The sequence below is a fragment of the Methylobacterium carpenticola genome (genome assembly GCF_042748905.1).
Lineage (GTDB): Bacteria > Pseudomonadota > Alphaproteobacteria > Rhizobiales > Beijerinckiaceae > Methylobacterium > Methylobacterium carpenticola.
This window is the reverse complement of sequence record NZ_JBHZEO010000001.1, coordinates 2171508-2197415: the sequence shown is the minus strand read 5'-3', so window position 1 is coordinate 2197415 and position 25908 is coordinate 2171508. Positions and strand designations below refer to the sequence as shown.

At 72.3% G+C, this 25908-nt stretch carries 21 protein-coding genes; 4 read left to right on the top strand and 17 right to left on the bottom strand.

Translation table 11 applies throughout. The features are described from left to right. Positions 1-22 precede the first annotated feature (22 nt). The 11 genes from ACE101_RS10390 to ACE101_RS10340 all read right to left on the bottom strand — a co-directional run bounded on the left by ACE101_RS10390 (position 23) and on the right by ACE101_RS10340 (position 12080). Positions 23-1420 carry an FAD-dependent oxidoreductase gene (locus ACE101_RS10390; RefSeq protein WP_379128807.1) on the bottom strand — a complete coding sequence of 466 codons (1398 nt, stop codon included), beginning with the start codon at positions 1418-1420 and terminating at the stop codon, positions 23-25. Next, on the bottom strand, positions 1417-2025 hold the full coding sequence (locus ACE101_RS10385) for a cysteine hydrolase family protein (RefSeq protein WP_379128805.1): 609 nt from the start codon (positions 2023-2025) through the stop codon (positions 1417-1419). Before ACE101_RS10385 ends, ACE101_RS10390 begins: the two co-directional genes overlap by 4 nt. After that, complete coding sequence (locus tag ACE101_RS10380) at positions 2022-4091, bottom strand: hydantoinase/oxoprolinase family protein (protein WP_379128803.1); 2070 nt, start codon at positions 4089-4091, stop codon at positions 2022-2024. The genes ACE101_RS10385 and ACE101_RS10380 overlap by 4 nt, the downstream gene beginning before the upstream one ends. Then, a complete protein-coding gene (locus ACE101_RS10375) occupies positions 4088-5800 on the bottom strand; it encodes a hydantoinase B/oxoprolinase family protein (RefSeq protein WP_379128800.1) in 1713 nt (570 codons plus the stop codon). The genes ACE101_RS10380 and ACE101_RS10375 overlap by 4 nt, the downstream gene beginning before the upstream one ends. Further along, the gene (locus tag ACE101_RS10370) at positions 5797-6672 is read right to left on the bottom strand and encodes an isocitrate lyase/PEP mutase family protein (protein WP_379128797.1); all 876 of its coding nucleotides are present in this window, start codon (positions 6670-6672) and stop codon (positions 5797-5799) included. The genes ACE101_RS10375 and ACE101_RS10370 overlap by 4 nt, the downstream gene beginning before the upstream one ends. An 85-nt stretch (positions 6673-6757) precedes the next feature. Continuing rightward, complete coding sequence (locus ACE101_RS10365) at positions 6758-7459, bottom strand: ABC transporter ATP-binding protein (RefSeq protein WP_379128795.1); 702 nt, start codon at positions 7457-7459, stop codon at positions 6758-6760. Further along, positions 7452-8192, bottom strand: coding sequence for an ABC transporter ATP-binding protein (locus ACE101_RS10360; protein ID WP_379128793.1), 741 nt, complete (start codon positions 8190-8192; stop codon positions 7452-7454). The genes ACE101_RS10365 and ACE101_RS10360 overlap by 8 nt, the downstream gene beginning before the upstream one ends. A 2-nt stretch (positions 8193-8194) precedes the next feature. Further along, a complete protein-coding gene (locus ACE101_RS10355) occupies positions 8195-9169 on the bottom strand; it encodes a branched-chain amino acid ABC transporter permease (protein ID WP_379128790.1) in 975 nt (324 codons plus the stop codon). Further along, a complete protein-coding gene (locus ACE101_RS10350; RefSeq protein ID WP_379128788.1) occupies positions 9166-10038 on the bottom strand; it encodes a branched-chain amino acid ABC transporter permease in 873 nt (290 codons plus the stop codon). The genes ACE101_RS10355 and ACE101_RS10350 overlap by 4 nt, the downstream gene beginning before the upstream one ends. Before the next feature lie 6 nt (positions 10039-10044). Next, on the bottom strand, positions 10045-11265 hold the full coding sequence (locus tag ACE101_RS10345) for an ABC transporter substrate-binding protein (protein ID WP_379128786.1): 1221 nt from the start codon (positions 11263-11265) through the stop codon (positions 10045-10047). Continuing rightward, positions 11262-12080 (bottom strand): GntR family transcriptional regulator, encoded by an 819-nt coding sequence (locus tag ACE101_RS10340; protein ID WP_379128783.1) that lies wholly within the window; start codon positions 12078-12080, stop codon positions 11262-11264. Before ACE101_RS10340 ends, ACE101_RS10345 begins: the two co-directional genes overlap by 4 nt. A 210-nt stretch (positions 12081-12290) precedes the next feature. Here ACE101_RS10340 and ACE101_RS10335 point away from each other — a divergent pair, with 210 nt between their 5' ends. Next, the gene (locus tag ACE101_RS10335) at positions 12291-12803 is read left to right on the top strand and encodes a DUF3016 domain-containing protein (protein WP_379128781.1); all 513 of its coding nucleotides are present in this window, start codon (positions 12291-12293) and stop codon (positions 12801-12803) included. On the opposite strand, the gene ACE101_RS10330 is transcribed toward ACE101_RS10335, so the two are convergent. From ACE101_RS10330 to ACE101_RS10310, 5 genes are all read right to left on the bottom strand, one after another. Further along, positions 12787-13176 carry a DUF3325 domain-containing protein gene (locus ACE101_RS10330; protein WP_379128779.1) on the bottom strand — a complete coding sequence of 130 codons (390 nt, stop codon included), beginning with the start codon at positions 13174-13176 and terminating at the stop codon, positions 12787-12789. The two genes, ACE101_RS10335 and ACE101_RS10330, sit on opposite strands and share 17 nt — an antisense overlap. Then, on the bottom strand, positions 13173-14756 hold the full coding sequence (locus ACE101_RS10325) for a PepSY-associated TM helix domain-containing protein (RefSeq protein ID WP_379128777.1): 1584 nt from the start codon (positions 14754-14756) through the stop codon (positions 13173-13175). Before ACE101_RS10325 ends, ACE101_RS10330 begins: the two co-directional genes overlap by 4 nt. Continuing rightward, complete coding sequence (locus tag ACE101_RS10320) at positions 14753-15070, bottom strand: iron transporter (protein ID WP_379128775.1); 318 nt, start codon at positions 15068-15070, stop codon at positions 14753-14755. The genes ACE101_RS10325 and ACE101_RS10320 overlap by 4 nt, the downstream gene beginning before the upstream one ends. Positions 15071-15079: 9 nt before the next feature. Beyond that, positions 15080-17410 carry a TonB-dependent siderophore receptor gene (locus ACE101_RS10315; RefSeq protein WP_379138583.1) on the bottom strand — a complete coding sequence of 777 codons (2331 nt, stop codon included), beginning with the start codon at positions 17408-17410 and terminating at the stop codon, positions 15080-15082. Positions 17411-17680: 270 nt separating this feature from the next. Beyond that, positions 17681-20800, bottom strand: a complete 3120-nt coding sequence (locus tag ACE101_RS10310) for a hybrid sensor histidine kinase/response regulator (protein WP_379128772.1) — start codon at positions 20798-20800, stop codon at positions 17681-17683. Positions 20801-21035: 235 nt separating this feature from the next. On the opposite strand from ACE101_RS10310, the gene ACE101_RS10305 reads away from it, so the two are divergent. Next, entirely contained in the window at positions 21036-21503 is a 468-nt protein-coding gene (locus ACE101_RS10305; protein WP_379128769.1) for a YaiI/YqxD family protein, read from the top strand. Positions 21504-21971: 468 nt separating this feature from the next. Here the strand turns inward: ACE101_RS10305 and ACE101_RS10300 are convergent, their stop codons facing one another. Next, on the bottom strand, positions 21972-22286 hold the full coding sequence (locus ACE101_RS10300) for a helix-turn-helix domain-containing protein (protein WP_379128766.1): 315 nt from the start codon (positions 22284-22286) through the stop codon (positions 21972-21974). A gap of 369 nt (positions 22287-22655) precedes the next feature. Here ACE101_RS10300 and ACE101_RS10295 point away from each other — a divergent pair, with 369 nt between their 5' ends. Continuing rightward, positions 22656-24422, top strand: coding sequence for a type I secretion system permease/ATPase (locus ACE101_RS10295; RefSeq protein WP_379128764.1), 1767 nt, complete (start codon positions 22656-22658; stop codon positions 24420-24422). Between the two features lie 3 nt (positions 24423-24425). Then, positions 24426-25802, top strand: a complete 1377-nt coding sequence (locus ACE101_RS10290; RefSeq protein WP_379128762.1) for an HlyD family type I secretion periplasmic adaptor subunit — start codon at positions 24426-24428, stop codon at positions 25800-25802. Positions 25803-25908: the final 106 nt, after the last annotated feature.

Genomic DNA, 25908 nt, shown 5'->3' with positions numbered 1-25908 from the left:
TCCTCGTGGAGATGGGGTTCGCTCAGCCGGCGGCCTGCGCGCCCGCCGCAATGCCGGCGATGCGCCCGAGGCCGAAGGCGGCGAGGAGGCCGTTGCCGGAAAGATAGCCCGCCGCCCCCGATCCCGACACGCCGCAGGCCGCGCCCCCCGCCGCGAACAGGTTCGGGAAGGCGCCGCCGCCGCGCCGCCGGACCCGGCCCTCGCCGTCGACGACGAGGCCGCCCTGGGTGTGGAACAGCGCGCCCGTGACCCGCACCGCCCGGTAGGGCGCGGTCAGGGGCGCGACGCCCGAGAACGAGCGCCCCACGGCGTCGGTGCCGCCCAGCCGCTTCAGCGCCTCGACCTCGGCGAGCGTCGCGGCGAGCGCCGCCTCCGGCACGCGCAGGCGCCCGGCGAGATCCGCCACGCTCTCGGCCGCCACGATCGCGCCGGCCGCCTCGGCCCGCCGGAAATCCTCGAACTGGCGGGCGATGCCGGCGATGCGGGCGTCGAACACCGTCCAGGCCACCCCGTCCGGCTGGCGCAGCACCGCGGCGGCCTGCTCGGAATAGCCGCGGCTCTCGTCGGAGAAGCGCCGGCCCTCGAGGCTCACCTGGAACCCGCCCTCCGTGATGGTGGCCCAGGTGATCAGGATCCCGTGCGGATGGGCCACCGAGCCGTGCCCCTGGTGGCCGCCGAGATGGCGCGTCGCGGCCCCGAGCGCCTCGCCCCAGAGGAGCGCGTCGCCCTGATTGCCCGGATGCCCGAAATACAAGGCCCCGGCGAGGTCCGGCACGTGCGCGGCGACGAGCGCCCGGTTGCCGCCATAGCCGTTGCAGGCGAGCACGAGGGCATCGCAGGCGACCTCCTCGCGGCTGCCGTCCGGCCGGGTCAAGCCGAGGCCGCGCACGGTCCCGTCCGCCTCCGCGAACAACGTGTCGGCCCGGGCCTCGCACAGGATCGGGATGCCGGCGCCCTCGGCGGCCCCGCGCAGGCGGTCGATCAGTTCCTCGCCGGAGCGGGAGGGCAGGCCGTGCATCCGGTTCGCCGAATGGCCCGGATAGCGGAAATCGGTGACGAGCGAGAAGGGCAGGCCGTGCGCCTCGGCGAGCCACGCCAGCGTCGGGCCGATGCAGCCGGCAAGGAGGCGCACGAGGTCGGGATCCGGCTCGCCCCCGGCCTTGGCGAGGATGTCGGCCGCGAAGGCCCCGGGCGTGTCGGCGATGCCGGCCTCGCGCTGCCAGCAGGTGCCAGGCGCCGGGATCAGCCCCGCCGACAGGGCCGTCGAGCCGCGCGGGACGGGGTCGCGCTCGATCACCAGCACCTCGGCGCCCGCCTCCTGCGCGGAGAGGGCGGCGACGAGGCCCGCCGCGCCCGCGCCGATCACCGCCACCGGCACCGCGGCGCCGAAGCGCGCCGCCTCGGGCGGGGCGATCCTCACCGGCCGAGCTCGGTCAGCAGATCCGCCACCCGGACCACCCGGCAGACCGGCCGGAGCGCCGCGACGGCGGTGGCGTGGACCTCGGGAGAGAAGGCCGCGCAGGCATCCTCGATCAGCGTCACGGAGAACTCGCGCACATGGGCGTCGCGCACCGTCGAGGCGACGCCGCCATTCGTCACGATGCCGGCGACGAGGAGCCGCTCGATCCCGGCCTTGCGCAGCACCCATTCGAGCCGGGTCATGTAGAAGGCCGAGTAGGCGACCTTCTCGACCGAGAGGTCGGCGGGCTGCAACGCGTCCACCAGGGCGTGGCCCCAGGTCCCCGGCAGGAAGTCCCCGCGGGCGAGGAAGGGCCGCAATTCCCGCAGATGCGGCGCGATGATCGGCTCGCCGCCCTTGCCCGGCACCAGGGTGAAGTGGGTCGAGACGATCCAGCCGCCCTTGGCCCGCAGCAGGTCGGCGAGGGGCTTCACCCGTTCGGGGATCGCCGCGATCTCCGGGGCGGCCCGGCCGGCGCGGCCATAGGCGCCGTCCGGGTGCAGGAAGTCGTTCTGCAGGTCGCAGATCAGCAGCGCGGTGCGCGCGACCGGGATGGAAGCCGTCATGCCGCGTCCCTCCGCTGCACGATCACGTTGCCGAGGCGGTCGACCCGCGCGACGAGGTCGGGGTCGATCACGGTGGTGGCGTCCGGCTGCTCCAGCACCGCCGGGCCCGGGATCTCGGCCCCGACCGGCAGGAGCAGGCGGGCATGGATCGCGGCCTCGTGCCAGCCTCCGGCGAACCAGACCGGGCGCGTGCCGAGCCGGGCCGCCTCCAGGGAGGCCTCGGGGCCGGGCGCGAGGGCGGCGAGGTCGAAAGGCGGCCGGCGCCCGATCGCGGCGGTGCGCAGGTTGACGATCCGGGCCGGCACCCCCGGTAGCAGCCGGCTGAAGGAGGTGCGGTAGGCGGCCTCGAAGGCCTCGGCGATGAGCGCCGCCGTGACGCCGGTGCCCCCGTCGCGCACCGCCACGGAGAGCGGCACCGCCACCGTGTGGGTCTGGCCGACATAGTGCATGTCGAGTTCGAACAGCACGTCGATGCGCTCCACCGTGAGGCCGGCCTCCTCGACCACCGCGCGGGCGGCCTCCGCCTCCGCCACCATGCGCCGGTCGAGGGCCTCGGCGTCGAGCCCGTCGAGGGCGAGGTTGAGCGTCTGCACCTGATCGTGCCGGATATCGGCGATGACGCAGCCGAGGGCCGAGGTCACGCCGGGGAAGCGCGGCACCAGGGCGCCCTTGAGCCCGACATCCTTGATGAGCGCGCCCACATGCAGGGCCCCGCCGCCGCCGAACGGCACCGCGGCGAAGTGCGAGGGGTCGTGCCCGCGCTCGATCGAGACGAGGCGGATGGCGCCCGCCATCCTTGCGTCCGCGACCCGCACGATCGCCTCGGCCGCCGCCATCACGTCGAGGCCGAGGGGCTCGCCCACGTGGCGCCGGATCGCCGCCCGGGCCGCCTCCACGTCGAGGGCCTTGAGCGCGCCGCCGATCGGCTGCCGCGCGTTGATGCGGCCGAGCACGACGTTGGCGTCGGTGAGGGTCGGGCGGGTGTTGCCCTGGCCGTAGCAGACCGGGCCGGGCCGCGAGCCCGCACTCTCGGGTCCCACCTGCAGCAGGCCGCCCGCATCGACCGCGGCGATCGAGCCGCCCCCCGCCCCGATGGTCGAGATCTCGATCATCGGCGTGCGGATCACGAGGCCGAAATCGATCGTGGTCTGGGCCGCGAGCGCGGTCTCGCCCGCGACCACGAGGGAGACGTCGAAGGAGGTGCCGCCGAGATCGCCCGTGATCACGTTCGGGAAGCCCGCCGCCCCGGCGATGGCCGCGGCGGCGATCACGCCCGCCGCCGGTCCCGACAGGGCGGTGCGCACCGGCAGGCGGCGGGCGGTGTCGGTGGACATCACCCCGCCGTTCGACTGCACGATGTGGAAGCGGCCGGCAAAGCCGTCCGCGGCGAGGGCCGCGTCGAGCTTCTCCAGATAGCGGCCGACCACGGGTTGCAGGTAGGCGTTGAGCACCGTGGTGGAGGTGCGCTCGAACTCGCGGATCTCCGGCAGGATGCCCGACGAGCAGGCGAGGTCCCCGTTCGGCCAGATCGCGGCGGCGGCGGCCAGGGCGGCGCGCTCGTTCCGCGGGTTGGCGTAGGCGTTGACGAAGCAGATCGCGAGGGCCTCGGCGCCCTGGTCCAGGAGGGCGCGGGCGACCGCCGCCACCTCGTCCGGATCGACGGGCGTGCGGATGCTCCCGTCCGCGAGGGTGCGCTCGTCCACCTCGGCGCGCAGGTCGCGCTCGACCACGGGCACGAAATCGCCCCACAGGCCCCAGGTGTGGCGCCGGTCGCGGCGGCGCATCTCCAGCACGTCGCGGAAGCCCCTCGTGGTGATGAGGCCGACGCGGGCCCCCTTCCGCTCCAGGAGCGCGTTGGTGCCGACCGTGGTGCCGTGCACCACCGAGGCGAGATCCGCCACCGGGCCGAAGCCCCGCAGGCCGGCGAGGAAGCCCACCGCCTCGTCGCCCCGGTTCGACGGCACCTTGGCGGTGCGGAAGCGGCGCGCCGCCTCGTCGTACAGGAACAGGTCCGTGAAGGTGCCGCCGACATCGACGCCGACGACGGCGCGGGGATGCCCGCTCATCGGGAGGCCTCCGGCGCGATGACGGCATCGCGCGGCTCCGTCTGCCGTGCGACGCCGTCGCGCCATCCCGCCTCCGTGACGTAGCCGAGGCGCAGGTCCCGCCGCAGCGCCTCGGGATCGCGCTCGGCCGGGGGGCCCCAGCCACCCCCGCCGGGCGTCTCCAGGCGCAGCCTCTGGCCGGGCCTCAGCCGGACGTCGGTGACCTTCGAGACCATGGGCGGGCTCTCCCAGCCGGTTTCCGTCTGCCATGCGAAGCGGTTGAGGGCGGCGGGGCCTCCGCCCGCGACGCCGAAGGGCGCGGCCTTGCCGCGCTCGCCGAGCAGGAACACGTCCGTCTCCGTCAGCGCCTCGATCTCGTAGACCGCCCCGAGCCCGCCCCGGTGCCGCCCGGCCCCGGCGCTGTCGGGGCGCAGGGCCCATTGGGTGAACAGGACCGGATAGGCCGCCTCCAGGATCTCCACCGGCGGGATCGTCGCGGTGGAGATCGGGTTGTTGGCGTGGCTCAGGCCGTCCGAGGCCGGGCTGCCGCCAAGGCCGCCGCCGAAGAAGGAGAACATCACGAAGCGGCTGCCGTCCGGCCGGTGGCCGGCGAGCGAGAGGGCGTTGATGGTGCCGAAGGGCCCCGCGGTGGCGCGGTCCGGATCGGCCTCGGCCAGGGCGGCGAACACCACGCCGATCAGGCGCAGGATGGTCTCGGTGTAGCCCGCCACGGGCTTGGGCGCCGTGGCGCCCAGCAGCGTGGTGTCGGGGATGGTGAAGGCGATCGGCCGCAGGCAGCCCGCATTGGCCGGCACGTCGGTGAAGACGTGCTTGAGCGCCACGTAGCAGGCCGCGACCGTGGTCGCCCGCGCGATGTTGACCGGCCCGCGCGCCGGGGCCGAGGAGCGCGAGAAGTCGAGGCTCATGCGGTCGCCCTCGATCGTGAGATCGAGGGCGATGGTCAGCGGCTCGTCGACGATGCCGTCGTTGTCGAGCACGTCCGCGAAGGCGTAGCGCCCGTCCGGCAGGGCGCGGATGGCGGCGCGCATCAGCGCCTCGGCCCGGTCCGAGAAGGCCTCGAAGGCCGCCGCCACGGTCGCCTCGCCGACCTCGTCGAGCAGCGCCTCGAAGCGGCGCTGGCCGAGATCGAGGGCGTTGAGCTGCCCGTTGAGGTCGCCCCAGTTCGAGGCCGGCACCCGCGAATTGGCGGAGAGGATGTCGATCAGGTCCTGGTTGAGGCGGCCCGCCACGACGAGCTTCACGGGCGGGATCCGCACGCCCTCCTGGAAGCTCTCCGTGGCCTTGGGGTTGTAGCCCCCCGGCACGTTGCCGCCGATGTCGAGCCAGTGGCCCACCGAGGCGAGCCAGCAGAACAGGCGCCCCTGGCGGAAGACCGGGCGCACCAGCCGGAAATCGTTGAGATGCGTGCCGCCGTCATAGGGGTCGTTGAACAGGAACACGTCGCCCGGATCGAGGCCGCCCTCCCGCGCGACCTTGGCGATCACGGCCTTCACCGCGAAGGCCATGGCGCCGACGAAGATCGGCAGGCCCTTGGTGCCCTGCACCAGGGTGTCGCCGGTCTCGGCGTGGTAGAGGCCGTGGCAGGCGTCCCGCGCCTCCGCGATGATCGGGTTGAAGGCCGAGCGGTAGAGCGTCGCGTCCATCTCGTCCGCGATCTGCTCCAGGCGGCCCTTGAGGACCGCGAGGGTGACGGGGTCGATCGGGCTCACGCGGCATCCTCCCCGTCGGCGGCGTAGGCTTGGCCGCGTGCCAGCATCTCGGGCGTTCCGATGAGGGCGTTGAGTTCGGTGAAGTCGAACATCCGGTCGCGGAAGGGCGCCGTGGTGCCGGCCGCGCGCAGCGAGGCGTAGTAGGCCTGCGCGGTGCGCGCGAGGGCCCGCACGATGCCGCCCGGGAAGATGACGAGCCGGAAGCCGAGGCGGCCGAGATCGTCCGCCTCGGCGAGCGGGGTGTCGCCGCCCTCGACCATGTTGGCCATCAGGGGGCGCGTGGCCCCGAGCGCCCGGGTGACGGCGGCGAGCTGGTCGCGGGAGCGCGGCGCCTCGACGAACAGCAGGTCGGCCCCGGCCTCGGCGTAGAGCCGCGCCCGGTCGAGGGCCCGCTCGAACCCCTCCACGGCGACCGCGTCGGTGCGGGCGATGATCAGCGTGTCGGGGCTGCGGCGCGCGTCGAGGGCGGCGCGGATCTTGCCCGCCATCGCCTGCGCGCCGATCAGCGCCTTGTCCTGCAGGTGGCCGCAGCGCTTCGGGTAGCTCTGGTCCTCGAGCTGGATCGCCGCGGCGCCCGCCCGCTCGAACAGCCGCACGGTGCGCTGGACGTTGAGGGCGTTGCCGTAGCCGTTGTCGGCATCGACCACGAGGGGTGTCGCCACCCGGTCGCGCACCAGCGCGATCGTCTCGGCGACCTCGCTCATCGAGACGAGGCCGATATCGGGCCGGCCGAGCCGCGTATAGGCGATGGCGGCCCCCGACAGATACAGGGCCTCGAAGCCCGCATCGGTCGCGATCGAGGCCGTGAGGGCGTCGAAGACGCCCGGGGCGACGAGGACGCGGTCCTCGGCGAGGCGGGTTTTCAGGGACATGACGCGAAACCTGTCTGAATCGGGCCCGGCCTCGTCGGGGCCGGCCGGCGAAAAGCGGGGGGCTCCTTCGCGGGAGAGGACATCCTCACAGCCCCAGATAGGCCCGGCGCAGGGCCGGGTCGGCGGCGAGGCGGCGGGCCTCGCCCGAGAGGGCGACGCTGCCGTTCTCCAGGATGTAGGCGCGGGTCGCGAGGTCGAGCGACTGCACCACGTTCTGCTCCACCAGCATGATCGGCAGTCCCTCCCGGTTGAGGCGCTGGATGAGGCCGAACATCTCCTCGACGAGGAGCGGCGAGAGGCCGAGCGAGGGCTCGTCGAGGATGAGGAGGCGCGGCTCCGCCATCAGCCCGCGGCCGATGGCGAGCATCTGCTGCTCGCCGCCCGAGAGCGTGCCCGCCCCCTGCGCGCGGCGCTCCCTGAGGCGCGGGAAGGTGGAGAAGACCCGCTCCAGGTTCGCCGCCCGCCGCGCCCGGCCGCGCCGGTAGCTGCCGAGCACGAGGTTCTCGTGCACGCTGAGGTTCGGGAAGATCTTGCGGCCCTCCGGCACGTGGATCAGGCCGGCCGCCACGATGGCGTCGGGTGCGGCCGCGGTGATCGGCCGGCCCTCGAAGCGGATCTCGCCCGCCGCCGGGGGGACGATCCCCGACAGGGCCTTGTTGAGGGTGGTCTTGCCGACGCCGTTGGCGCCGAGCACCGCCACGATCTCGCCGGGGCCGACGTCGAGGTCGACGCCGCGCAGCACCTCGGTGCCCCCGTAGCCGGCGCGAAGGCCGCGCACCTCAAGCATCGGCGGCCTCCTGCATCCGGGCCGCCGCGCCCTTGCCGAGATAGGCCTCGATCACGCGCGGGTCGCGGCAGACCGCCTGGGGCGCCCCGGCCGCGACGATGCGGCCCTCGGCGAGGACGTGCACGGTCTCGCACAGGCTCATCACCGCCTGCATGATGTGCTCGATCATCAGGATGGTGACGCCCTCGTCGCGGATGGCGCGGATCACCGGCAGGATGTCGCGGATCTCCGACGGGTTGAGGCCGGCCAGCACCTCGTCGAGCAGGAGGAGCCGCGGCTCGGTGGCGAGCGCGCGGGCGACCTCCAGGCGCTTGCGCCCGGCCACCGTGAGGGTCGCGGCCGGCGCGTCGAGCCAGTCGCCGAGGCCGACCCGGGTCCCGACCGCCCGCGCCCGGGCGAGGGCCTCGGCGCGGCGCGGATGCCGCAGATAGGCGCCGACCGCGATGTTCTCGCAGACGGTGAGGCCCGCGAAGGGCTGCACGATCTGGAAGGTGCGCGCGATGCCGCGGCGCGCCCGCCGGTCCGGCGCCTCGCCCGTGATGTCGGTGCCCTCGAACAGGATCCGGCCGGCGCTCGGCGCCTGGAAGCCGGAGATCATCGCGAAGAGCGTCGTCTTGCCGGCACCGTTGGGGCCGATCAGCCCGGTGATCGTCCCGGCGGGGACGGACAGGGAGGCCTCGCGCACGGCGACGAGCCCGGAGAAGCGCTTGGTGACGGCCTCGACCGCGAGCATCGTCAGGCTCCCGCCGGCTTCGTCGCCCGCTTCCGGGCGGGGCGCCGCCGCGCCAGCCCGATCAGCCCCTGCGGCGCGAAGGCGATGACCGCGACGAGGCAGGCCCCGAAGGCCACGAGATCGACGCCCGGCACGCCACCCGCGATCCCCTTGGTCGCCTCGCCGAGACCCTGGAGGGCGAGGGCGCCGATGAGCGGCCCGAAGGCGGTGCCGATGCCCCCGACGATCGGGGCGAGCAGCGCCTCGACGGAGATCCAGGTGCCGTAGGCGACGCCCGCATCGACGTAGAGGAAATACTGCACGTAGAGGCAGCCTGCGGCGGCCGTGATCGCCGCCGAGAGCGCGATGGCGCCGAGCTTGACCTTGAGCGCGTCGACGCCGAGGGCCCGGGCCGCCTCCTCGTTCTCGCGCACGGCCACCAGATGGGCGCCGAAGCGCGAGCGTTCGAGCCAGCGGCAAGCGAGGAGGGCGAGGCCCAGGACCGCCACGACGAGGAGGTAGAAGTGGCGCCGGTCGGCGAACTGGAGATGGGCGACGCCGGGCTGGAGGCGCAGCAGCAGCCCCGCGGCGCCCCCCGTGAGATCGGCGGCGTTCGCCAGGATGCGCAGCACCTCCGCGAAGGCGAGCGTCACCAGGGCGAAGTAGGAGCCGCGCAGGCCCGCCCGGAAGCTCAGGGCCCCGATGACGAGGCCGGCGAGGGTGCCGAGGCCGATCCCCGCCCCCGCCGCGGCCCAGGCGTTCCAGCCGAAGGTCGTCTGGAGCACCGCGGTGGCGTAGGCGCCGGTGCCGAAGAAGGCGGCGTGCCCGAAGGAGAACTGGCCGCCGAAGCCGCCGAGCACGTTCCAGCCGAGGCCGGCGAGCGCGATGATCAGCGTCGTGACGAGGAAGTTGAGGGCGCTGCCCGGCAGCACCAGGAAGGGCAGGGCGGCGAGCAGGCCGAGCACGGCGGCCAGGGGTGCGAGATCGCGCAGGCTCATCCGCGCCCTCCGAACAGGCCGGTCGGGCGCACCAGCAGGACCAGGATGAAGATCAGGAAGATGCCGAGCTGGCCGAGGCTGTCGCCGAGGAAGAGGCCGGACAGGCTCTCGACCACGCCGATGAGGAGCCCGCCGACGAGGGCGCCGCCGATCGAGCCCATGCCGCCGAGGACGACGATGGTGAAGGCGACGAGGACGAAGGCCGCCCCCGAGCGCGGCGTGACGTAGAAGGTCGGCATCAGGAGGCAGGCCGCGACGCCGAGGCAGGCGCAGCCGAGCCCGAAGGTGACGGCGTAGACATGGTCGACGTCGATGCCGACGAGGCGGCTGCCGAGCTTCTCCCGGGCGACGGCCCGGATCGCCCGGCCGAGATCCGTCCGGTTGAGGAGGAGCCAGAGCAGGGCCGTGACGGCGAGCGCGGTGACGAAGCCGATGAGCCGCGGCGCGGAGAGGAGGAGCGGGCCGACCTCCACCACGTCGAGGGCCGCCGCCGAATCGAGCGTGCGGGTGTCCGAGCGGAAGATGGCGAGCAGCCCGTTCTCCAGGATGATCGAGAGGCCGAGCGTGACGAGCAGGATGTTGTCGTCGCGCCCGTGGCTCGCCGGGCCGATCACCGCCCGCTGGAGCCCGTAGCCGGCCGCGAACATCAGCGGCACCACGGCGAGCATCGCCGCGTAGGGGTTCACGCCGAACCACGCGAAGGCGCCCCAGACCGCGAACATCGCGCAGGTGAGGAGCGCCCCGTGGGCGAAGTTGATGATGTGCAAGACCCCGTAGACGAGGGTGAGCCCCAGCGCGACGAGGGCGTAGACCGCTCCCGTCATCAGCCCGTTCAGGGCCGCCTCGATCAGGATCTGGGGCGCGTACACGGGGTCTCAGGCCTTGAGCGGGAAGACGGGCTTCGCCTCGGCGAAGGCGTCGGGCGCGATCACCTTCACGTCGCCGCCCTGGACCTGGGTGTTGAGGGGCAGGGCGCTGGCGTTCTGCCCGTCCGCGAAGCGCGACCGGCCGTAGGGCATGACGCCGCTGCCGAACTCCCCCGTCGCGAGCACGTCGATGATCCTGCGGCGGTCGGGCGCGCCGGCCTGCTCGATCGCCTCGGCGATCAGGCGCACCGCCGAGTAGTTGAGCGGCACGTTGTAGGCGAAGGCGCGGCCGGTGCCCTCGGTGCGGCGGCGCAGCTCCGCCGAGAGCGGGTTCCTCGGATCGGGCCAGTGGTTGCAGTCCATCACGCCCTCGGCGGCCTGCGGGAACTCCTTGACGAAGCGCAGGCTCGACGCGGCCCCGCCGAGGATCGCGTAGATGCCCTTCGGCCTCACCCGCTGCTGGAGGAGCGTGCGGGCCATCAGCACGAACTCGCCGTAGTAATGCGACGGGATCACGAGGTCGGGCTGGAGCGAGCGGATGCGCAGCACCACGTTCGCCATGTCGCGCGCGGGCGTCGGATGCGCGATGGTCTCCAGGATCTCGAAGCCGAGCTTGGGCAGCTCGGCCTGCAGCAGCTTGGCGAGGCCGGAGCCGAACAGGCCGTCCTCGTGCACGATGACGACGGTGCGGGCGGGCTTGCCGGCCCCGGCGTTGAGGGCGACGAGGCGGTCGAGGGCGCTCCGCGTCACCATGCTGAAGCTCGGGGCGAACCGGAAGGTGTTCTTCAGGCCCCGCTGGGTGAGCTGGTCGGCGACGCCCACGTCGATCATGTAGGGCAGGTCGTAGCGGGCGGCGGCCTGGGTGGCGGTGGCGCAGAGCCCGCTGCCGAAGCCGCCCACCACCGCCGCGACGCCCTCGCCCGCCAGCCGCTCGGTCTCCTGGGCGGCGGCCTCCGGGTTCGAGCGGTTGTCGGCGATCACCGCCTCGATCCGGGCGCCGCCGAGGGCCTTCAGGCCCCCGGCCGCGTTGATGTCCGCGATGGCGAGTTCCGCGCCGAGCCGCCCGAGATCGCCGTCATTGGCGAGCGCCCCGGTCAGCGGCTGGATGATGCCGAGCTTCACCACCGGTCCTTCCGCCCGCAGGACCGCCGGCCTCGCCACGAGGGAGACGGCGGCCGCTCCGCCCGCGAGCAGGCTGCGGCGGGTGGGCGCGAGGGCGGGCGACGTCATCGGGCGGATCTCCTCTGGGTGGCCGCGCGGGCGGTCCCGGGCGGCGAGGGCGGTGGCGCGGCGGGCGCCCAGTGCCGCTCGCCCGCCTCGCCGGTGCGGACGAGGTCCATGCGCAGGGCGTAGCGGTCGGGCCGGTAGAGGGCGTGCAGGTGCTCCACGCCCCGCCCGGCCGGGTCGTAGACGACCCGGGTGAGGTCGATGACCGGCGCGCCGAGATCGAGGCCGAGGGCGGAGGCGGCCTCGGGGCCGGCGAGCGTCGCGGTGATGGCCTGGGTGGCCCGCGCGGCGACGACGCCGGAGCGCTCCATGAGTTCGAGCAGCGGCGTCGCCGCGAGGTCCGCCTCCGAGTAGGACAGGCCGACCCGCTCGGGCACGTGCGTCGTGAGATAGGAGAACGGCTTCCCGTCGATGAGGCGCACGCGCACGGAGCGCTGCACCCGCTCGCCCGGCTCCAGCACCAGCGCCTCGGCGATCGCCGGGGAGGCCGGCTCGTAGGCGAAGGACAGCAGCTTCACGCCGGTGGCGCGGCCCATCTGGATCAGGCCGGAAAGGAGGTTGGGCAGGTCGGCGACCACGGGCCGGGCCGCGCCCGCCTCGCGCACGAAGGTGCCCGACCCCGCTCGCCGCTCGACCAGCCCCTCGCTCGCCAGGAGGTCGAGGGCGCGCCGCACGGTGGCCCGCGAGAGCCCGTGCTCGGCGGCGAGCGCCGGCTCGCCCGGCAGGCGCGCCCCCAGCGCGAGCCGTCCCCCTGCGATGCGGTCCCGCAGCAGGAGGTAGAGCCGGCGCGCCTTGTGGGGTTCGATGGCCGCCGCCATCCCGTGCTCCCTGGCTCGCGTCTTGCCTCGGCCCTCGCCTCGGCCGAGGCGCGCATCACCGGGACAGGACCGTCTCCTGTATGGTTATGCGCACAGCTTCCTGTCTGTCAATCCAGACAGGAAGCTGTGGCGCAAGCGCGCCCGGATGTCCGGAGAGGAGCCGGACCCGCGCCGCCCTATCTCCCCGGGGATGATCACCGAGGGGGCTCCATGATCGGAACTCTGCACGCCGTCCGGTGCCTGGCGGTCGCCGCTGGGCTTCTCGGCGCCGGCCCCGCCGCCGCGCAGCAGGTCCGGGTGCGCTACGTCGCGCCCGAGCGCTTCACCGATGCCCAGACCATGTTCGGCTCCGGCCTGTCGCTGCGGGCGACGCTCGCCGAGATGACCCGCATCCTGGAGGAACTCGGACGGGCCCGCCTGCGCCCGGGCGAGAGCCTCGACCTGACCGTCCTCGACATCGACCTCGCCGGCTTCGAGCGGCCGGGCCTCGGCGCGCCGACGGGGATCCGCGTCGTCACGGACGCGACGCCGCCCCGCATCCGCCTCGCCTATGGGCTGCGGCGCGGCCGGCAGGTTGTCCGGCAGGGGGAGGAGACGATCAGCGACATCAACTTCCTGCTCGGCGCCAACCCGCGCTTCTCGGGCGGCGGCCTGTATTACGAGCGCGCGCTCCTGCGGGACTGGTTCGCCAAGCGCTTCCCCGCCCCTACGACGGGCGGGTGAGCTGGTCGCAAGCCCGCCCCGCCCGCCGCTCCGCCCGGAGCGGGGGAAGGGCGGTGAGCCGCAGCAGCGCGTCGAGCACGGCGGCGCACCAGGGCGCGCGCGGCCGGTAGGACAGGGTGACGATCAGGGCGAGACCGGCGCCGCTCAGCGAGCCGAGCCACTGGACCGGGCCGAAATTCCAACCCTCGAACAGGATCGCCGCCGCGAGCGAGAGGGCGATCAGGCCCCAGCCGAGGGCCCGCAGCCGCAGGGCCCGCCGCGGATCGAGGGGGCGCTCGAAGGCGGCGGCGTGGTGCCGGCCCATGCTGAAGCACAGCGCGCTCAGGCCGAGGAAGCCCAGGCCGAGATTCGCGAGGAGAACGACGGGGGTCATGCGCGTCCGAAATGTCCGGTGTCGTCCCGGTGCGGGGCCGGGTCGAGGATCGGGCGGGAGGCCTCGCCGCGACGCCGGCGGGGCCCTTCGTAGCGGGCGACCTTGCGGGCGATGACGGCGAAGGCCGCGGCCAGGGCCAGGAGCGCGGCATCGAAGGCGAGATACCGGAGGGGCTCGGCGGAGGAGGCCCCGACCAGCGCGACATCCGCCACCGCGGCGGCGGCGAAGAGGGCGGCTACGAGGCGCATCGCCCCGCTCCAGGCCTGCCGCGGCGGCGGCAGGCCCGCCGCCAGGGTGGTGGCGATCCAGGTGCCGAAGAAGGCCCAGATCTCCCATTCCGCCCGCCCGGCGAGATCGAGCGGCAGGAGCCGGTTCGCCAGGAAATAGGCCGCCACCGAGGCCGGCAGGCCGGCCACGGTGCCGACGTTCAGGCTGTGGACGAGGCGCCATCCCGGGCCCGGCGCCTGCCCGGCCTTCGGCAGCCGCGCGACCGTCCAGAGCACGAGGCCGCTCGCCACCATGGCGCAGCCCATCAGCCCGCACAGGAAGAACAGCACGCGCAGGGCGGGACCGGCGAAATGCGCCTCGTGCAGGCCGACCATGGTGGTGAAGGTCTTGGCGGCGGGGCGCAGGCCCCCTGCGCGCACCTCGACGACCGCGCCGGTCGTCCCGTCGAAGGCGACCTGCGGGTGCTCGTGCGAGAGGCCGTGCGGCTCCTCGAACACGGCCACCACGGTGGCGTTCGCGTCCCGCGGGTTGACGATGGTCAGCCGTTCGAGGGGCTGCGGGATCGTCGCGATCGCCTGCCGCACCATCGGCCCGACCGGCGCCAGGGTGCCGGGGCGGCCGGCGGGCGGGCGCGGCCGGGTGACTTGGCCGGATTCGGCGAAGAAGGTCTGCATGTCGCCCTTGTAGGCGGCGGTGACGCCCCAGGGCATGTACATCAGGGCGAGGGTGACGACGCCCGTGTAGGTGATCATCAGGTGGAACGGCAGACCCAGCACGCCGGCGACGTTGTGCGCGTCGAGCCAGCCGCGCTGCGCCGCCTTGTCCCGGCGCAGGGTGAAGAAGTCCGCGATGATGCGCCGGTGGGTGATGATGCCGCTCACGAGCGCGATCAGCATGATCATCGCGCAGATGCCGACGATCCAGCGTCCCCAGAGGGGGGGCAGGTGCAGCTCGAAGTGGAACCGGTAGAAGAAGTCGCCGCCCTTGGTGTCGCGCAGGGCGGCCGGCTCGCCGGTGTTCGGATCGAGCACCGCCCGGCCCGGGGGCGTGCCGGGCCGCGTGCGCCAGAACAGCTCGATCAGCGGCCGCTCGGGCTGGGGCAGGGTGATGAACCACGTGCGCGCCGCGCCGGCCTGCGCCTGCAGGTGGGCGACGGCGAGGTCGGCCGCCTTCGCGAGGGCCTCCGGCCCGATCGCCGCCTCCTGCCGCAGCTCGGGCTGCATCCAGCGGTTGATCTCGGGCCGGTAGTAGCTCGCCGTGCCGGTGACGAACACCGAGAACAGCACCCAGCCGACGACGAGGCCCGACCACGTGTGCAGCCAGGCCATGGATTGGCGGAACCCCTTCCTCATGCGGCGATCCCCGTCGCGTCGGACATGACGATCCAGAGGAGCGCGCCGAGGACGAGGCCGGCCGCCCCAACCCCGACGAATGCCCGCAGGAGCGAGCGCGCCGCGAAGACGAACACCACCACCCCGATCATGACGGCGAAGCTGAGCAGCGTCGCCGCCGTGACCGCCTCCGCCCGGGCGAGCGGAAGGGTGAGCGACAGGAGCGCCGTCGCCAGGGCGGCGATCCCGTAGCCGCCGCCGGCGGCGAGCAGGATCCGTCCCGCCACGGCGGCGCAGGCGCGGAGATCCGCCCGGGTGGAGGCTTGGTCGGTCATGCCCGATCCCTACCAGCGATAGCGCAGCGTCGCATAGACCGTGCGCGACGGGCCGTAATAGCAGCCCGAATAGTCGAGGCAGCCGGTCACGTAGCGCTCGTCGAGCAGGTTCTGGGCATTGATCTGGAGATCGAAGCCGGTGAGCGAGGCGTCGAGGTGCTTGAGGTCGTAGCGCACCATGGCGTCGACGAGCAGGCTCTCGGGCACCCGGAAGGTGTTGGCCGGATCGCCCCAGGAGGACCCGAGATAGCGCAGGCCGCCGCCCAGGCCGAGGCCGAGAAGGGGGCCCGACTGGATGCGGTAATCGACGAACAGCGAGGCGGTCTTGTCCGGCACCTGGATCGGGCCGCGGCCGACGAGCGGCACCGGCTGGTTGGTGAGCGCGTTCAGCGTCGTGCTGGCGTCGCGGGTGTTGCGGGCGTCGAGGAAGGAGACGCCGCCGACCAGGCTCAGCCCCTCGGCCAGGGTGGCGCGCGCCTCGAACTCGACGCCCTGCACGCCGACCTCGCCGGTCTGGAGGCTGAAGCCGGGATTGGCCGGATCCGCGTTCAGGGCGTTCGAGCGCTTGATGTCGAAGGCCGCCGCGGTGAGCAGGATGTCGGTGCCGGGGGGCTGGTACTTGATGCCCGCCTCGTATTGCCGGCTGGAGATCGGGTCGGGGATGCGCCCCGTGCTCCCGAAGGCGGGATCGAAGATGCGGCTGTTGGTGATCGGCTCGAAGGCCTCGCTGTAGGACACGTAGGGGGCGACGCCGCTGTCGAACAGGTAGAGCAGGCTCGCCCGATAGGTCATGGCATCGGCGGGGACGTCCTGCGTCGCGACGGCGCCGGTCGCGAGGGTGCGGGTCGGGCCCGACTGGCGGGCGACGTCGTAGCGTCCGCCCAGCGTCAGGACGAGGCGGTCGAACTTCACCTGATCCTGCAGGTAGACGCCGGTCTGCTCGGCGCTGATGCGGGCCTCCGACGTATAGGCCGGAATCCCGATGTTCATGTCGTAGTTCGGCGCCAGGATGTTGAGCGAGGGCGCGCTCGGGAACGGGGTCGCGAAGGTCCGCGTGCGGATGGTCTGGTGGTCGACGCCCAGGAGCGCCGTGTGGCTGAAGATGCCGGTGTCGAACTTGGCCTCGAAGTAGTTGTCGATCGTGAAGGCGTCGATCTCGACGTCCGAGCCGCCGCGCGAGCGGGAGAGCAGCGGGCCGGTGGCGAAAGGACCGTTGCTGGCGTTGAAGGCGCTGTAGACGCTCCGGTACTGCCCGTCGGAACTCAGGTAGCGGCCGGCGGAGTGGAACCGGAAGCTGTCGTTGAAGCGGTGGTCGAAGATGTAGGTGATCGAGGCCTGCGTCCGGTCCGACTGCTCGGTGCTGCGGTCGCCGTCGTAGAAGTTCGACGGCAGGAAGCCGATGCGGCCATTGCCGAAATTGCGCGGGAACAGGGTGCCGACCGCCGGGAAGCCGCCGTAGAAGCCCGAGAACGGATCGCGCTGGTAGACGCCGAGCAGGGTGAGCGAGGTGTCGGCGGAGGGCCGCCACGTGAGGCTCGGCGCGATGAAGGCCCGCTCGACCCGCGTCGTCACGGCCTGGGCGTCGCCGTTCCAGCCGAACCCGACCAGGCGGTAGGCGAATTGCTCGCTCCCGGGCAGTTCCGCCTCCGTGGCGATCGGGCCGCCGATGTCGAAGCCGCCGCGCACCTCGCCGTAGCCGCCGCCCTGGACGAAGACCTCGCCGTGGCGGACGAATTGCGGGACCTTGGAGACGAGATTGACGATGCCGCCCGGACCGGCCTGCCCGTACAGGACCGAAGCCGGGCCCTTGATGACGTCGATGCGCTCGATCCGGTACGGGTCGACGGAGGGGAAGGCGTCGCGGCTGGTGGGCAGGCGCAGGCCGTCGACGTAGACCGGCGCGGTGAAGCCGCGGATCAAGAACTGCTCGAGGCGGGAGGCGCCCGCGCCGCCGCGCTGTTCCGTCGTGACGCTCGGCGTGTAGCGCAGCGCCTGGTTGATCGTGAGCGCGTTCTGGTCCTCGATCTGCTGGCGGCCGATCACGGAGATCGACTGGGCCGTCTCGATGAGCGGCGTATCGGTCTTGGTACCGACCACGCTCCGGGACGCCACGTAGCCCGGCACCGGGCCGCGGGCGCCGCCCAGCTGCGTGCCCGCCGCATTGGGCTTCAGCTCGGCTCCCTCGACGTTGATCGTGTCGAGCGCGACCTCGCTCGCGTCTTGCGCCCCGGCGGGCAGGCTATGTCCGGAGATGAGGAAGAGACTTGTCACTGCCGTCGTATACAACCAGGCATGACGGTTGCCGTTACGTCCGGAACGCAGTGACGCGGCGCATTGCATTGTATTGCTCACTTCGGATGAGGCTGCGGCCGAAAGGCTAGATCGATCGGCCTATGTCCGTTGTCCGAATGGCTACATTGATAGAGTGAATGCAAGCGCTTTGTTTCGGAATTTTTATTATTCTAATTTAAAGACATGACCTTTTCGGCCTTTTTTCGATTGATGATCAGCGCTTGCGATTGTGGCTTTTCGATCACCGCTCTGCCGGATGACGGGCGCGGCGATGTGGACAAGCCGGGGCGGCCCGCGGGTGACGGAGCGCCTCGCCGTTCAGGGCCCGGCGATGAGGTCGCGGATGCGCACGGCGAGCGCCTCCATCGCGAAGGGCTTGGTCATCACGTGCATCCCCGGCGCGAGATGCCCGTGGCTGACCACCGCGTTCTCGGCGTAGCCGGTGATGAACAGCACCTTCAGATCCGGCCGGCTCACGCGGGCGGCATCGGCCATCTGGCGGCCGTTCATGCCGCCGGGCAGGCCCACATCGGTGACCAGGAGATCGATCCGCACGTCGGATTGCAGGATCGTCAGGCCGGAGGCGCCGTCGACCGCCTCGATCGCAGCGTAGCCGAGTTCCTCCAGCACCTCGCCCACCAGCATGCGCACGGTGGGCTCGTCGTCCACGACCAGGACGGTCTCGCCCACCACGGCGCGGGGCGCCTCGGCAAGGTCCTGGGACGGGTCGGCGGGCGGGGCCTCGCCGAGATGGCGCGGCAGATAGAGGCAGACATTCGTGCCCTGGCCGACCTCGGAATAGATCCGCACCTGCCCGCCCGACTGGCGGACGAAGCCGTAGATCATCGACAGGCCGAGCCCGGTGCCCTCGCCGAGGGGTTTGGTGGTGAAGAACGGCTCGAAGGCCTTGGCGATCACCTCGGACGTCATGCCGGTGCCGGTATCGGACACGCAGAGGGACACGTACTGGCCGGGCTCCAGGTCCCGCTCCCGGGCGATCCGCGGCTCGAACCAGCGGTTGGCGGTCTCGATGGTGATGCGCCCGCCCTCCGGCATCGCGTCGCGGGCATTGATGCACAGGTTGAGGAGCGCGTTCTCGAGCTGGTTGGGATCGACCAGCGTCGGCCACAGGCCCGCGGTGCCGACCACCTCGATGGCGACCTCGGGGCCGACCGTGCGGCGGATCAGATCCTCCATGCCGGCGACCAGCCGGTTCACGTCGGTGGGCTTCGGGTCGAGGGTCTGCCGGCGCGAGAAGGCCAGCAGGCGGTGGGTGAGGGCGGCCGCCCGCCTGGCTGCCCCCTGCGCGGCGGTGGTGTAGCGCTCGACATCCTTGAGCCGCCCCTGGGCGATGCGCGTGCTCAGAAGCTCCAGGCTGCCGATGATGCCGGTGAGCAGGTTGTTGAAGTCGTGGGCGATGCCGCCGGTGAGCTGGCCCACCGCCTCCATCTTCTGCGCCTGCCGCAACGCCTCCTCGGTCTTGGCGAGGGCCTCGGCGGCCTCCTTCTCGCCCTGCACGTCGCGGCCGATCGCGTGGATGAGCTGCTCGTGCGGAACCGCCGTCCAGGACAGCCAGCGGTAGCTGCCGTCCCTATGCCGGTAGCGGTTCTCGAAGCGCAGGGTCGTCTGCCCGGCAGCGAGCTTGCCGACCTCCGCGAGGGTCGCCGCACCATCCTCGGGATGGACGAGATCGAGGAAGTTCTCGCCGAGCATCGCCTCGGCCGGCCAGCCGAGCAGGGAGGTCCAGGCGGGATTGAGCGCCGTGATCCGCCCCTCGAAATCGGCAACGAGCATCACGTCGGTGGAGAGCCGCCAGATCCGGTCGCGGTCGCGCGTGCGCCGCTCCACCTCCGCCTCCAGGAAGGCGGCCTGCTGCCTGCGCTCCTCGATGTCGGTGTTGGTGCCGACCCAGCCGGTGACCGCGCCGTCCGCGTCTCGGATGGGCTCCGCCCGGACGAGGAACCAGCGATAGACGCCGTCCGTGCGGCGGATGCGGAACTCGACCTCGTAGACCGCCCCGCTCCCCAGCGAGCGGGACCACGCCGCCAACGCCGCCGGCAGGTCGTCGGGATGCACGACCCGGCCCCAGGTCGTCGCCCCGTCGAGGTCGCCCGCATCGAGGCCGGTATAGGCGTGGACCTGCGCGTTGAACCAGTACAGGCGGCCGTCCGGCCGCGCCGCCCAGACATGGCTCGGCACCACTTGGGCGAAGACGCGGAACTGCTCCTCGCTCGCGCGCAGGGCGGCCTCCGCCGCCTTACGCGCCGTGATGTCCCGGAACAGCACGGAGACCTGGCGCCGGCTCGGGGGCTCGATCCGCGCGGCGGAGACCTCGATGCAGCGCCCCGCGGCGATGAAGTCGCGCTCGAACCGGATGGGCGTGCCGGTGCGCAGCACGCCGCCGTAGAGCTCGGCCCACCCGTCCGCCTCCAGGGGGGCGATCTCCCGCAGCCGCCGGCCGACGATGTCCGGGATGCCGGTGTGCCGCGCGTAGCCCGGATTGGCCTCGACATGCACGTAGTCGCTCAAGGGACCGTGCGGGCCGTCCAGGAACTCGATGATGCAGAAGCCGTCGTCGATGGCCTCGAACAGGGCGCGGTAGCGCTGCTCGCTGCGGGCGAGCGCGTCCCCCGCCTGCCGCTCCGCCGTGATGTCGCGCGCCACGCCCACGAACCGGACCGGGCGCCCCTGCGCATCCCGCTCGATCTCGCCCTTGCGGGCGATCCAGCGCACCGCGCCGGTATCGGGACGGCGGATGCGGTAGGCGACGTCGCGGGGCGGCTCGCCGCGGCGGCGGGATTCCGCCGTCGAGACCAAGTGGCGATCCTCGGGGATGACCAGCCGCTCGAAGACGGCGGCCGGGTAGCTCGCCCGCTCGGGCATGCCGTAGAGGCGGCAGAATTCCGGCGTCGGGACGAGGATGCCGTCGTCGATGCCGACCGAGAACAGGCCGATGCCGCCGGCCTCCTGGGCCCGGCGCAGGTCGGCCTCGGCCGCGCGCAGGGCCTCGCCCGTGCCGCCCGATGGGGAGGGGTCGAGGGGCTCCCGCACGCCCTGCCGGCGGACCGGGCTGCCCCCGGCCGCGTCGCGCGCCGCGATGGCGCGGCGGATCTCGAGCTGGCCCACCACCTGGCGGGCGAGCGCCCGCAAGCCGCTCGCCTCGGCCGCCGTCAGTCCCTGGGGCCGGGGCGCGGTGTCGAACACACCCAGGCGCCCGATCACCGGCCCCTCGGGCATGCGCAGGGCCGCCCCCGCATAGAAGCGCAGGCGCGGCTCCCCGGCGACGCGCGGGTGGCTCCGCGTGCGCGGGTCGCGGCCGAGATCAGGCACCACCAGCAGATCGTCCGCCGCGCCGGCGCCGTCCCGCCCGGCCTCCACCCAGCCGCCTTCGATCAAGGCGACCTGCGCCATCGGCGCGGCACAGAGCCGGGTGGCCAACCGAACGATATCGTCGAAACCGTCCACCGGAGGCGGGTCGAGGAAGGCACCGGCCCCCGATGCGCTTGCAGGATCAGTCTCGGGACCGTCGAACGGCGGGGGAGGATGCGGCATACCGATGGAAGACATTGTCGGGTCCCGCTCATAGCCTGCCCGGCACCGCCGCGTCAGCTCCCTCGTCCCGGGGTGAGCGGCCGGCTGGCGCACGACCCGGCCGACCCGTAAGACGGACCCCATGAGCCAGCCCGACCCGATCACCATCTTCATCGACGCCGATGCCTGCCCGGTGAAGGACGAGGTCTACCGGGTCGCAGGGCGCTACGGGCTGCACGTCCTCGTGGTCGCCAACGCCTTCATGAACCTGCCGCGGGAGAGCTGGATCGAGCGCGTCGTGGTTCCCGGCAGCTTCGATGCGGCGGATGACTGGATCGCCGAGCGGGCGGGACCGCGGGCGATCGTCGTCACGGCCGACGTGCCCCTGGCCAGCCGCTGCGTGAAGGCGGGCGCGACGGTGCTCGGCCCCACGGGCAAGGCATTCTCGGAGGCCTCGATCGGGATGGCGCTCGCGACCCGCAACCTGATGCAGGATCTGCGCGAGGCCGGGCTCGTCACGGGCGGCTCCAGGCCCTTCGCCGCCAAGGACCGGTCGGCCTTCCTGGGAGCGCTCGACCGGGCCGTCGTCCGGCTCCAGCGGGCCCGGTGAGCGCCGCCCCGGGTCGGATATTCCGGACGATAACTGCCATTATCGGTGGCAATTTCGAGGGAGGATTCCGGCCGGTCACGGGCCCGCCGGAGCCCTCTCGGCCCGTCCTCCACCCCGGTCTCCGGAAAGCACGGAGACGTCGGGAGCCCTCCTGATACGGTTTCCGGACGATCACTTTCGGAAACCGTATCACGAGCCCGCGCGGCGCCTGAGCGAGGCCGGTTTCCGCATCGCGAAGCGATCATCCGGAAACCGTATGAGAGGCCGCGCGAGCGTCGATCGCCCAGCCCGTCAGGATGAGGTCGAGGACGGGATGGAGAGCGTCCAAGGGCCGAGAGCCGTCGGACGGGCTCCCGGAGACCGCGCGATCCGATCGTCTCGGCGGCCCTCCGACCGAGGGTCGAGGCCGACACGAACGGTCGTCTCGGACGATGCTCCGGATCGGGCGCCCGGGGCCCCCGCGCGATGTCAGGCTTCCGCGGCCGTCTCCGTCTCGAACAGGATCTCGTGCGTCATCGGATCGTAGAAGCGCATCAGGGTCTGGACGAAAAGCCGGACGTCGACATCCAACGCCTCCGCCCAGACGCGATACCGGTCCGGCGGAATGCGGCCGCGGCCGGTCTCGAGCTGGGAGATGAAGGTGTAGTACTCGGCTCCGATCAAGGCCGCGAGCTGTCGCTGGGAGAGGCCGCGCGCTTCGCGCAACTCCTTCAGGTACCGCCCGCCTTCTCGGCGCAGTTCCTGGACTTCCTCCGAGTCCAAGCGCTGGTGATGGGCATACACGATGACGGCGCCCTCCTGCGAGCTCGCACGGCCTGTTTCCGGCCTATACAGCAACATGCATATAGGCCGATCGGCCGGGCCGTGTCTACAACATTCGGATGAGACAACCGCGCTCATCGGTATAGCATCGCTTGGATTGAATCTAATATGCCTTATCATCGGCTGCGCCATGCCGGAGCCGATGCGGCTCACCGCCGAGGAGCACGCCGCACGAAATCTGAAATTGCACCACGATGATCTGAACGAGTCCGTCGACGAGCGCTAGATCGGCAATAGGGTTGCTGCAGAATCAATATAGGGGTATCCTGGAATGCTCCAATATGATTGGGTGTTGTTGCCCCAGCGGCAATCCCATGGCGAGACATGCTCATGACCGGCAGCGGAGCCTCGTCCACACTTCAAAATGGCATTCGGTCGATGCGGCCGATGCTCGCCACCGCCTTCATATTCAGCTTCTTCATCAATATTCTGCTTTTTGTTAGTCCCCTTTACATGCTGCAGATTTACGACAGGGTGCTGTCGAGCCGGAACGAGGCGACCCTGTTCGGCATCACCCTCATCGCCGCCTTCGCCCTCGCCGTCTACGCCGTCCTCGAGATGCTGCGCTCGCGCATCCTGGTCCGCAGCGGCATGGTCTTCGACCAGCGGATCGCGGGGCCGATCTACGACGCGCTGCATCGCAGCCTCCTGCGCCGGCCCGCCACGGGCCAGGAGACGGCCCTGCGCGACGTGGAGACCCTGCGCGAATTCCTGACGGGCAGCGGCCTCCTGGCCTTCTGCGACGCGCCCTGGACCCCGATCTTCCTCCTCGCCTGCTTCGTCCTGCATCCCTGGTTCGGGTGGATGGCGGTGGCGGGCGGGTCGGTGATCCTCGGGCTGACCCTCGTCAACGAGGTCGCGACGCGCCGCGCGCTCGATGCGGCGGGCCGGGCCTCCGCCGCCGCCGGCCAGCAGGCGCGCGCGAGCGTCCGGAACGCCGACGTGGTCCGGTCCATGGGCATGCACGCCGCCCTGCGCGCGCTCTGGCGGCGGCGCCACGACGAGGTGCTGCTGCTCCAGGCCCATGCGAGCGACCGGGCCAGCATGATCGTCGCCACGACGAAGTTCGTCCGCACCTTCCTGCAGACGATGATCCTGGGCCTCGGCGCCTATCTGGCCATCCACCGGGAGATCTCCGCGGGGTCGATGATCGCCGCCTCGATCATCATCGGCCGCGCGCTGGCGCCCATCGAGCTGATGATCGCGAACTGGAAGGGCTTCACCGCGGCCCGCGCCAGCTATCGCCGCCTGGCCGATCTGGTCTCGGTCGCCGGGTCCGAGCCGCACCGGATGGATCTCCCGCGGCCGCAGGGGCGGATCGAGGCCGAGAACGTGGTCGTGGCGGCGCCCGGCAGCACGGCGCCGATCCTGCACGGCGTCAGCCTGCGGCTGGAGCCGGGAAGCGTCGTCGGCGTGATCGGTCCCAGCGCGGCGGGGAAATCGACCCTGGCGCGGGCGCTCACGGGGGTGTGGCCGCTCCTCGGCGGCACGGTGCGGATCGACGGCTCCGAGCTCGGGCACTGGGACCCGCAGGCGCTCGGCCGCCATGTCGGATACCTGCCGCAGGACGTGGAACTGTTCGACGGCACCGTGGCGCAGAACATCGCGCGCTTCGCCGTCGAGGACGAGGCCGCGATCATCGCGGTGGCGCAGCGGGCCGGCTGCCACGCGCTCATCCAGGGCCTGCCGGACGGCTACAACACCCGGATCGGGCCCGGCGGGCACGGCCTGTCGGGCGGGCAGCGGCAGCGCATCGCGCTCGCCCGGGCCATGTACGGCAACCCGAGCCTCGTCGTGCTCGACGAGCCCAATGCGAGCCTCGACCAAGCCGGCGAGGCCGCCCTGATGGACGCGGTGTCGGAGCTGCGGCGGCAGGGAGCGACGGTGGTCCTCGTCACCCACAAGCTCAGCATCCTCGCCGAAGCCGACCACGTGCTGGTGATGAATGGCGGCTGCGTCCAGGCCTTCGGCACGGCGGAGCAGATCCTGGCGCAGGTGACCGGCCCGAGGCCCGTCCCGCCCGCCGGGCCGGCGGCGGGTTCGGACGCGGCCGTCGACCGCCGGCTCCTCGACCGGCCGCGCGCCGCAGCGGGTTGAGCCATGGCGACGGGATCCCTCAGAACCCTGCCGGCCGCCCTGCCGCCCCACCTCGGAGAGCCGCGCGCGGATGCCGGACGGCGGGACGTGGCCGAGCTGACCGGCTGGCGGCGATACGCGATCGCGGGCTACGCGCTCATCGCCGCGACCTTCGGGGTCATGGGCAGCTGGGCCTGCGTCATTCGCCTGGATCGCGCCGTCATCAGCCCCGGAATCATCATTGCGGAGAACAGCCGGAAGGTCGTCCAGCATTTCGAGGGCGGGATGGTCTCGGAGGTGCTGGTGCGGGATGGCCAGAGCGTCCGCGAGGGCGACGTCCTCCTGCGCATCGATCCCCTGCAATCCCGCGCGAGCGCGGATCTGTTCAGAACCCAGCTCGACGCCGCCCTCATCCTGGAGGCGCGCCTGCGCGCCGAGCAGGACCTGACGAGCGAGCTGGAGCTGCCGCCGGACATCGTGGCGCGGCGCGAGGAGCCGGCGATCGCCCGCACCATCCGGGACCAGACCAACCAGCTCGCGGAGCGGCGCAAGTCCCTGCAATCCCAGCTCGACCTCATCGCGGCGCGCGTCAAGCAGATGCAGACCGAGATGGTGGGGCTCGCGGTCGAGAAGGCCTCGGTCGAGGCGCAGGTGGCGTTCATCGACGAGGAACTCGGCGGCCTGCGCAGCCTGCGCGAGAAGAACCTGATCCCGCTCTCGCGGCTGCTCGTCATGGAGCGCGAGCGCACGCGGCTCCAGGGCGTGATCGGACGCTCGGTCGCGGAGACGGCCAAGGCCGAGAACGCCATCGGCGAAGCCGGGATGCAGATCACGCAGATCAAGCAGAAGCTGCAGGAGACCGTCAGCGCCCAGCTCCTGGAGACGCGCCAGAAGATCGCGGAACTGCGCGAGAAGCTCCTCGTCGCGCAGGACGTGCTGCGGCGGCACGAGATCCGCGCCTCGCATAGCGGTGTCGTCCAGGGGCTGAAGGTCTATACGATCGGGCAGGTGATCCGGTCGGGCGAGGCGCTGATGGAGATCGTCCCGACCAACGACAGGCTCGTGGTCAGCGTCCAGTTCTCGCCCAACGACCTGGAGGCCGTCCATGCGGGGATGAAGGCGGAGGTCAAGTTCCCGACCTTCCAGACGCGCCGGACCCCGACGATCCTCGGGACGCTCAAGACGGTGTCCCGGGACCGGCTGATCGACGACACCACCAAGCAGGCCTACTTCGCCGGGATCGTCGAGATCGACGAGCGCCAGGTCCCGGCGGAGGTCAAGCACCGCCTGCTGGCGGGGCTGCCGGCCGAGATCATCGTCTCCGCGGGCGAGCGGACGGTGGTCGACTACATGGTCTCGCCCTTCTTCGACGCCATGGGACGGGCCTTCCATGAGCGCTGAGCCGATCGCGCGAGCAGGCCCTGCGGTGCCCCGGCGGGAATCCGCGGCCCATCGACAGCAGGAGGCGCGGATCCCGCGCCGCGGCACGCCCGCCGAGTGATCACGC

Coding starts and splice junctions, on each gene's coding strand:
- ACE101_RS10385 (WP_379128805.1), bottom strand. CDS start 2,025: ATGACGGCTTCCATCCCGGTCGCGCGCACCGCGCTGCTGATCTGCGAC.
- ACE101_RS10380 (WP_379128803.1), bottom strand. CDS start 4,091: ATGAGCGGGCATCCCCGCGCCGTCGTCGGCGTCGATGTCGGCGGCACC.
- ACE101_RS10370 (WP_379128797.1), bottom strand. CDS start 6,672: ATGTCCCTGAAAACCCGCCTCGCCGAGGACCGCGTCCTCGTCGCCCCG.
- ACE101_RS10365 (WP_379128795.1), bottom strand. CDS start 7,459: ATGCTTGAGGTGCGCGGCCTTCGCGCCGGCTACGGGGGCACCGAGGTG.
- ACE101_RS10360 (WP_379128793.1), bottom strand. CDS start 8,192: ATGCTCGCGGTCGAGGCCGTCACCAAGCGCTTCTCCGGGCTCGTCGCC.
- ACE101_RS10355 (WP_379128790.1), bottom strand. CDS start 9,169: ATGAGCCTGCGCGATCTCGCACCCCTGGCCGCCGTGCTCGGCCTGCTC.
- ACE101_RS10345 (WP_379128786.1), bottom strand. CDS start 11,265: ATGACGTCGCCCGCCCTCGCGCCCACCCGCCGCAGCCTGCTCGCGGGC.
- ACE101_RS10340 (WP_379128783.1), bottom strand. CDS start 12,080: ATGGCGGCGGCCATCGAACCCCACAAGGCGCGCCGGCTCTACCTCCTG.
- ACE101_RS10335 (WP_379128781.1), top strand. CDS start 12,291: ATGATCGGAACTCTGCACGCCGTCCGGTGCCTGGCGGTCGCCGCTGGG.
- ACE101_RS10330 (WP_379128779.1), bottom strand. CDS start 13,176: ATGACCCCCGTCGTTCTCCTCGCGAATCTCGGCCTGGGCTTCCTCGGC.
- ACE101_RS10325 (WP_379128777.1), bottom strand. CDS start 14,756: ATGAGGAAGGGGTTCCGCCAATCCATGGCCTGGCTGCACACGTGGTCG.
- ACE101_RS10320 (WP_379128775.1), bottom strand. CDS start 15,070: ATGACCGACCAAGCCTCCACCCGGGCGGATCTCCGCGCCTGCGCCGCC.
- ACE101_RS10315 (WP_379138583.1), bottom strand. CDS start 17,410: ATGCAATGCGCCGCGTCACTGCGTTCCGGACGTAACGGCAACCGTCAT.
- ACE101_RS10305 (WP_379128769.1), top strand. CDS start 21,036: ATGAGCCAGCCCGACCCGATCACCATCTTCATCGACGCCGATGCCTGC.
- ACE101_RS10295 (WP_379128764.1), top strand. CDS start 22,656: ATGACCGGCAGCGGAGCCTCGTCCACACTTCAAAATGGCATTCGGTCG.
- ACE101_RS10290 (WP_379128762.1), top strand. CDS start 24,426: ATGGCGACGGGATCCCTCAGAACCCTGCCGGCCGCCCTGCCGCCCCAC.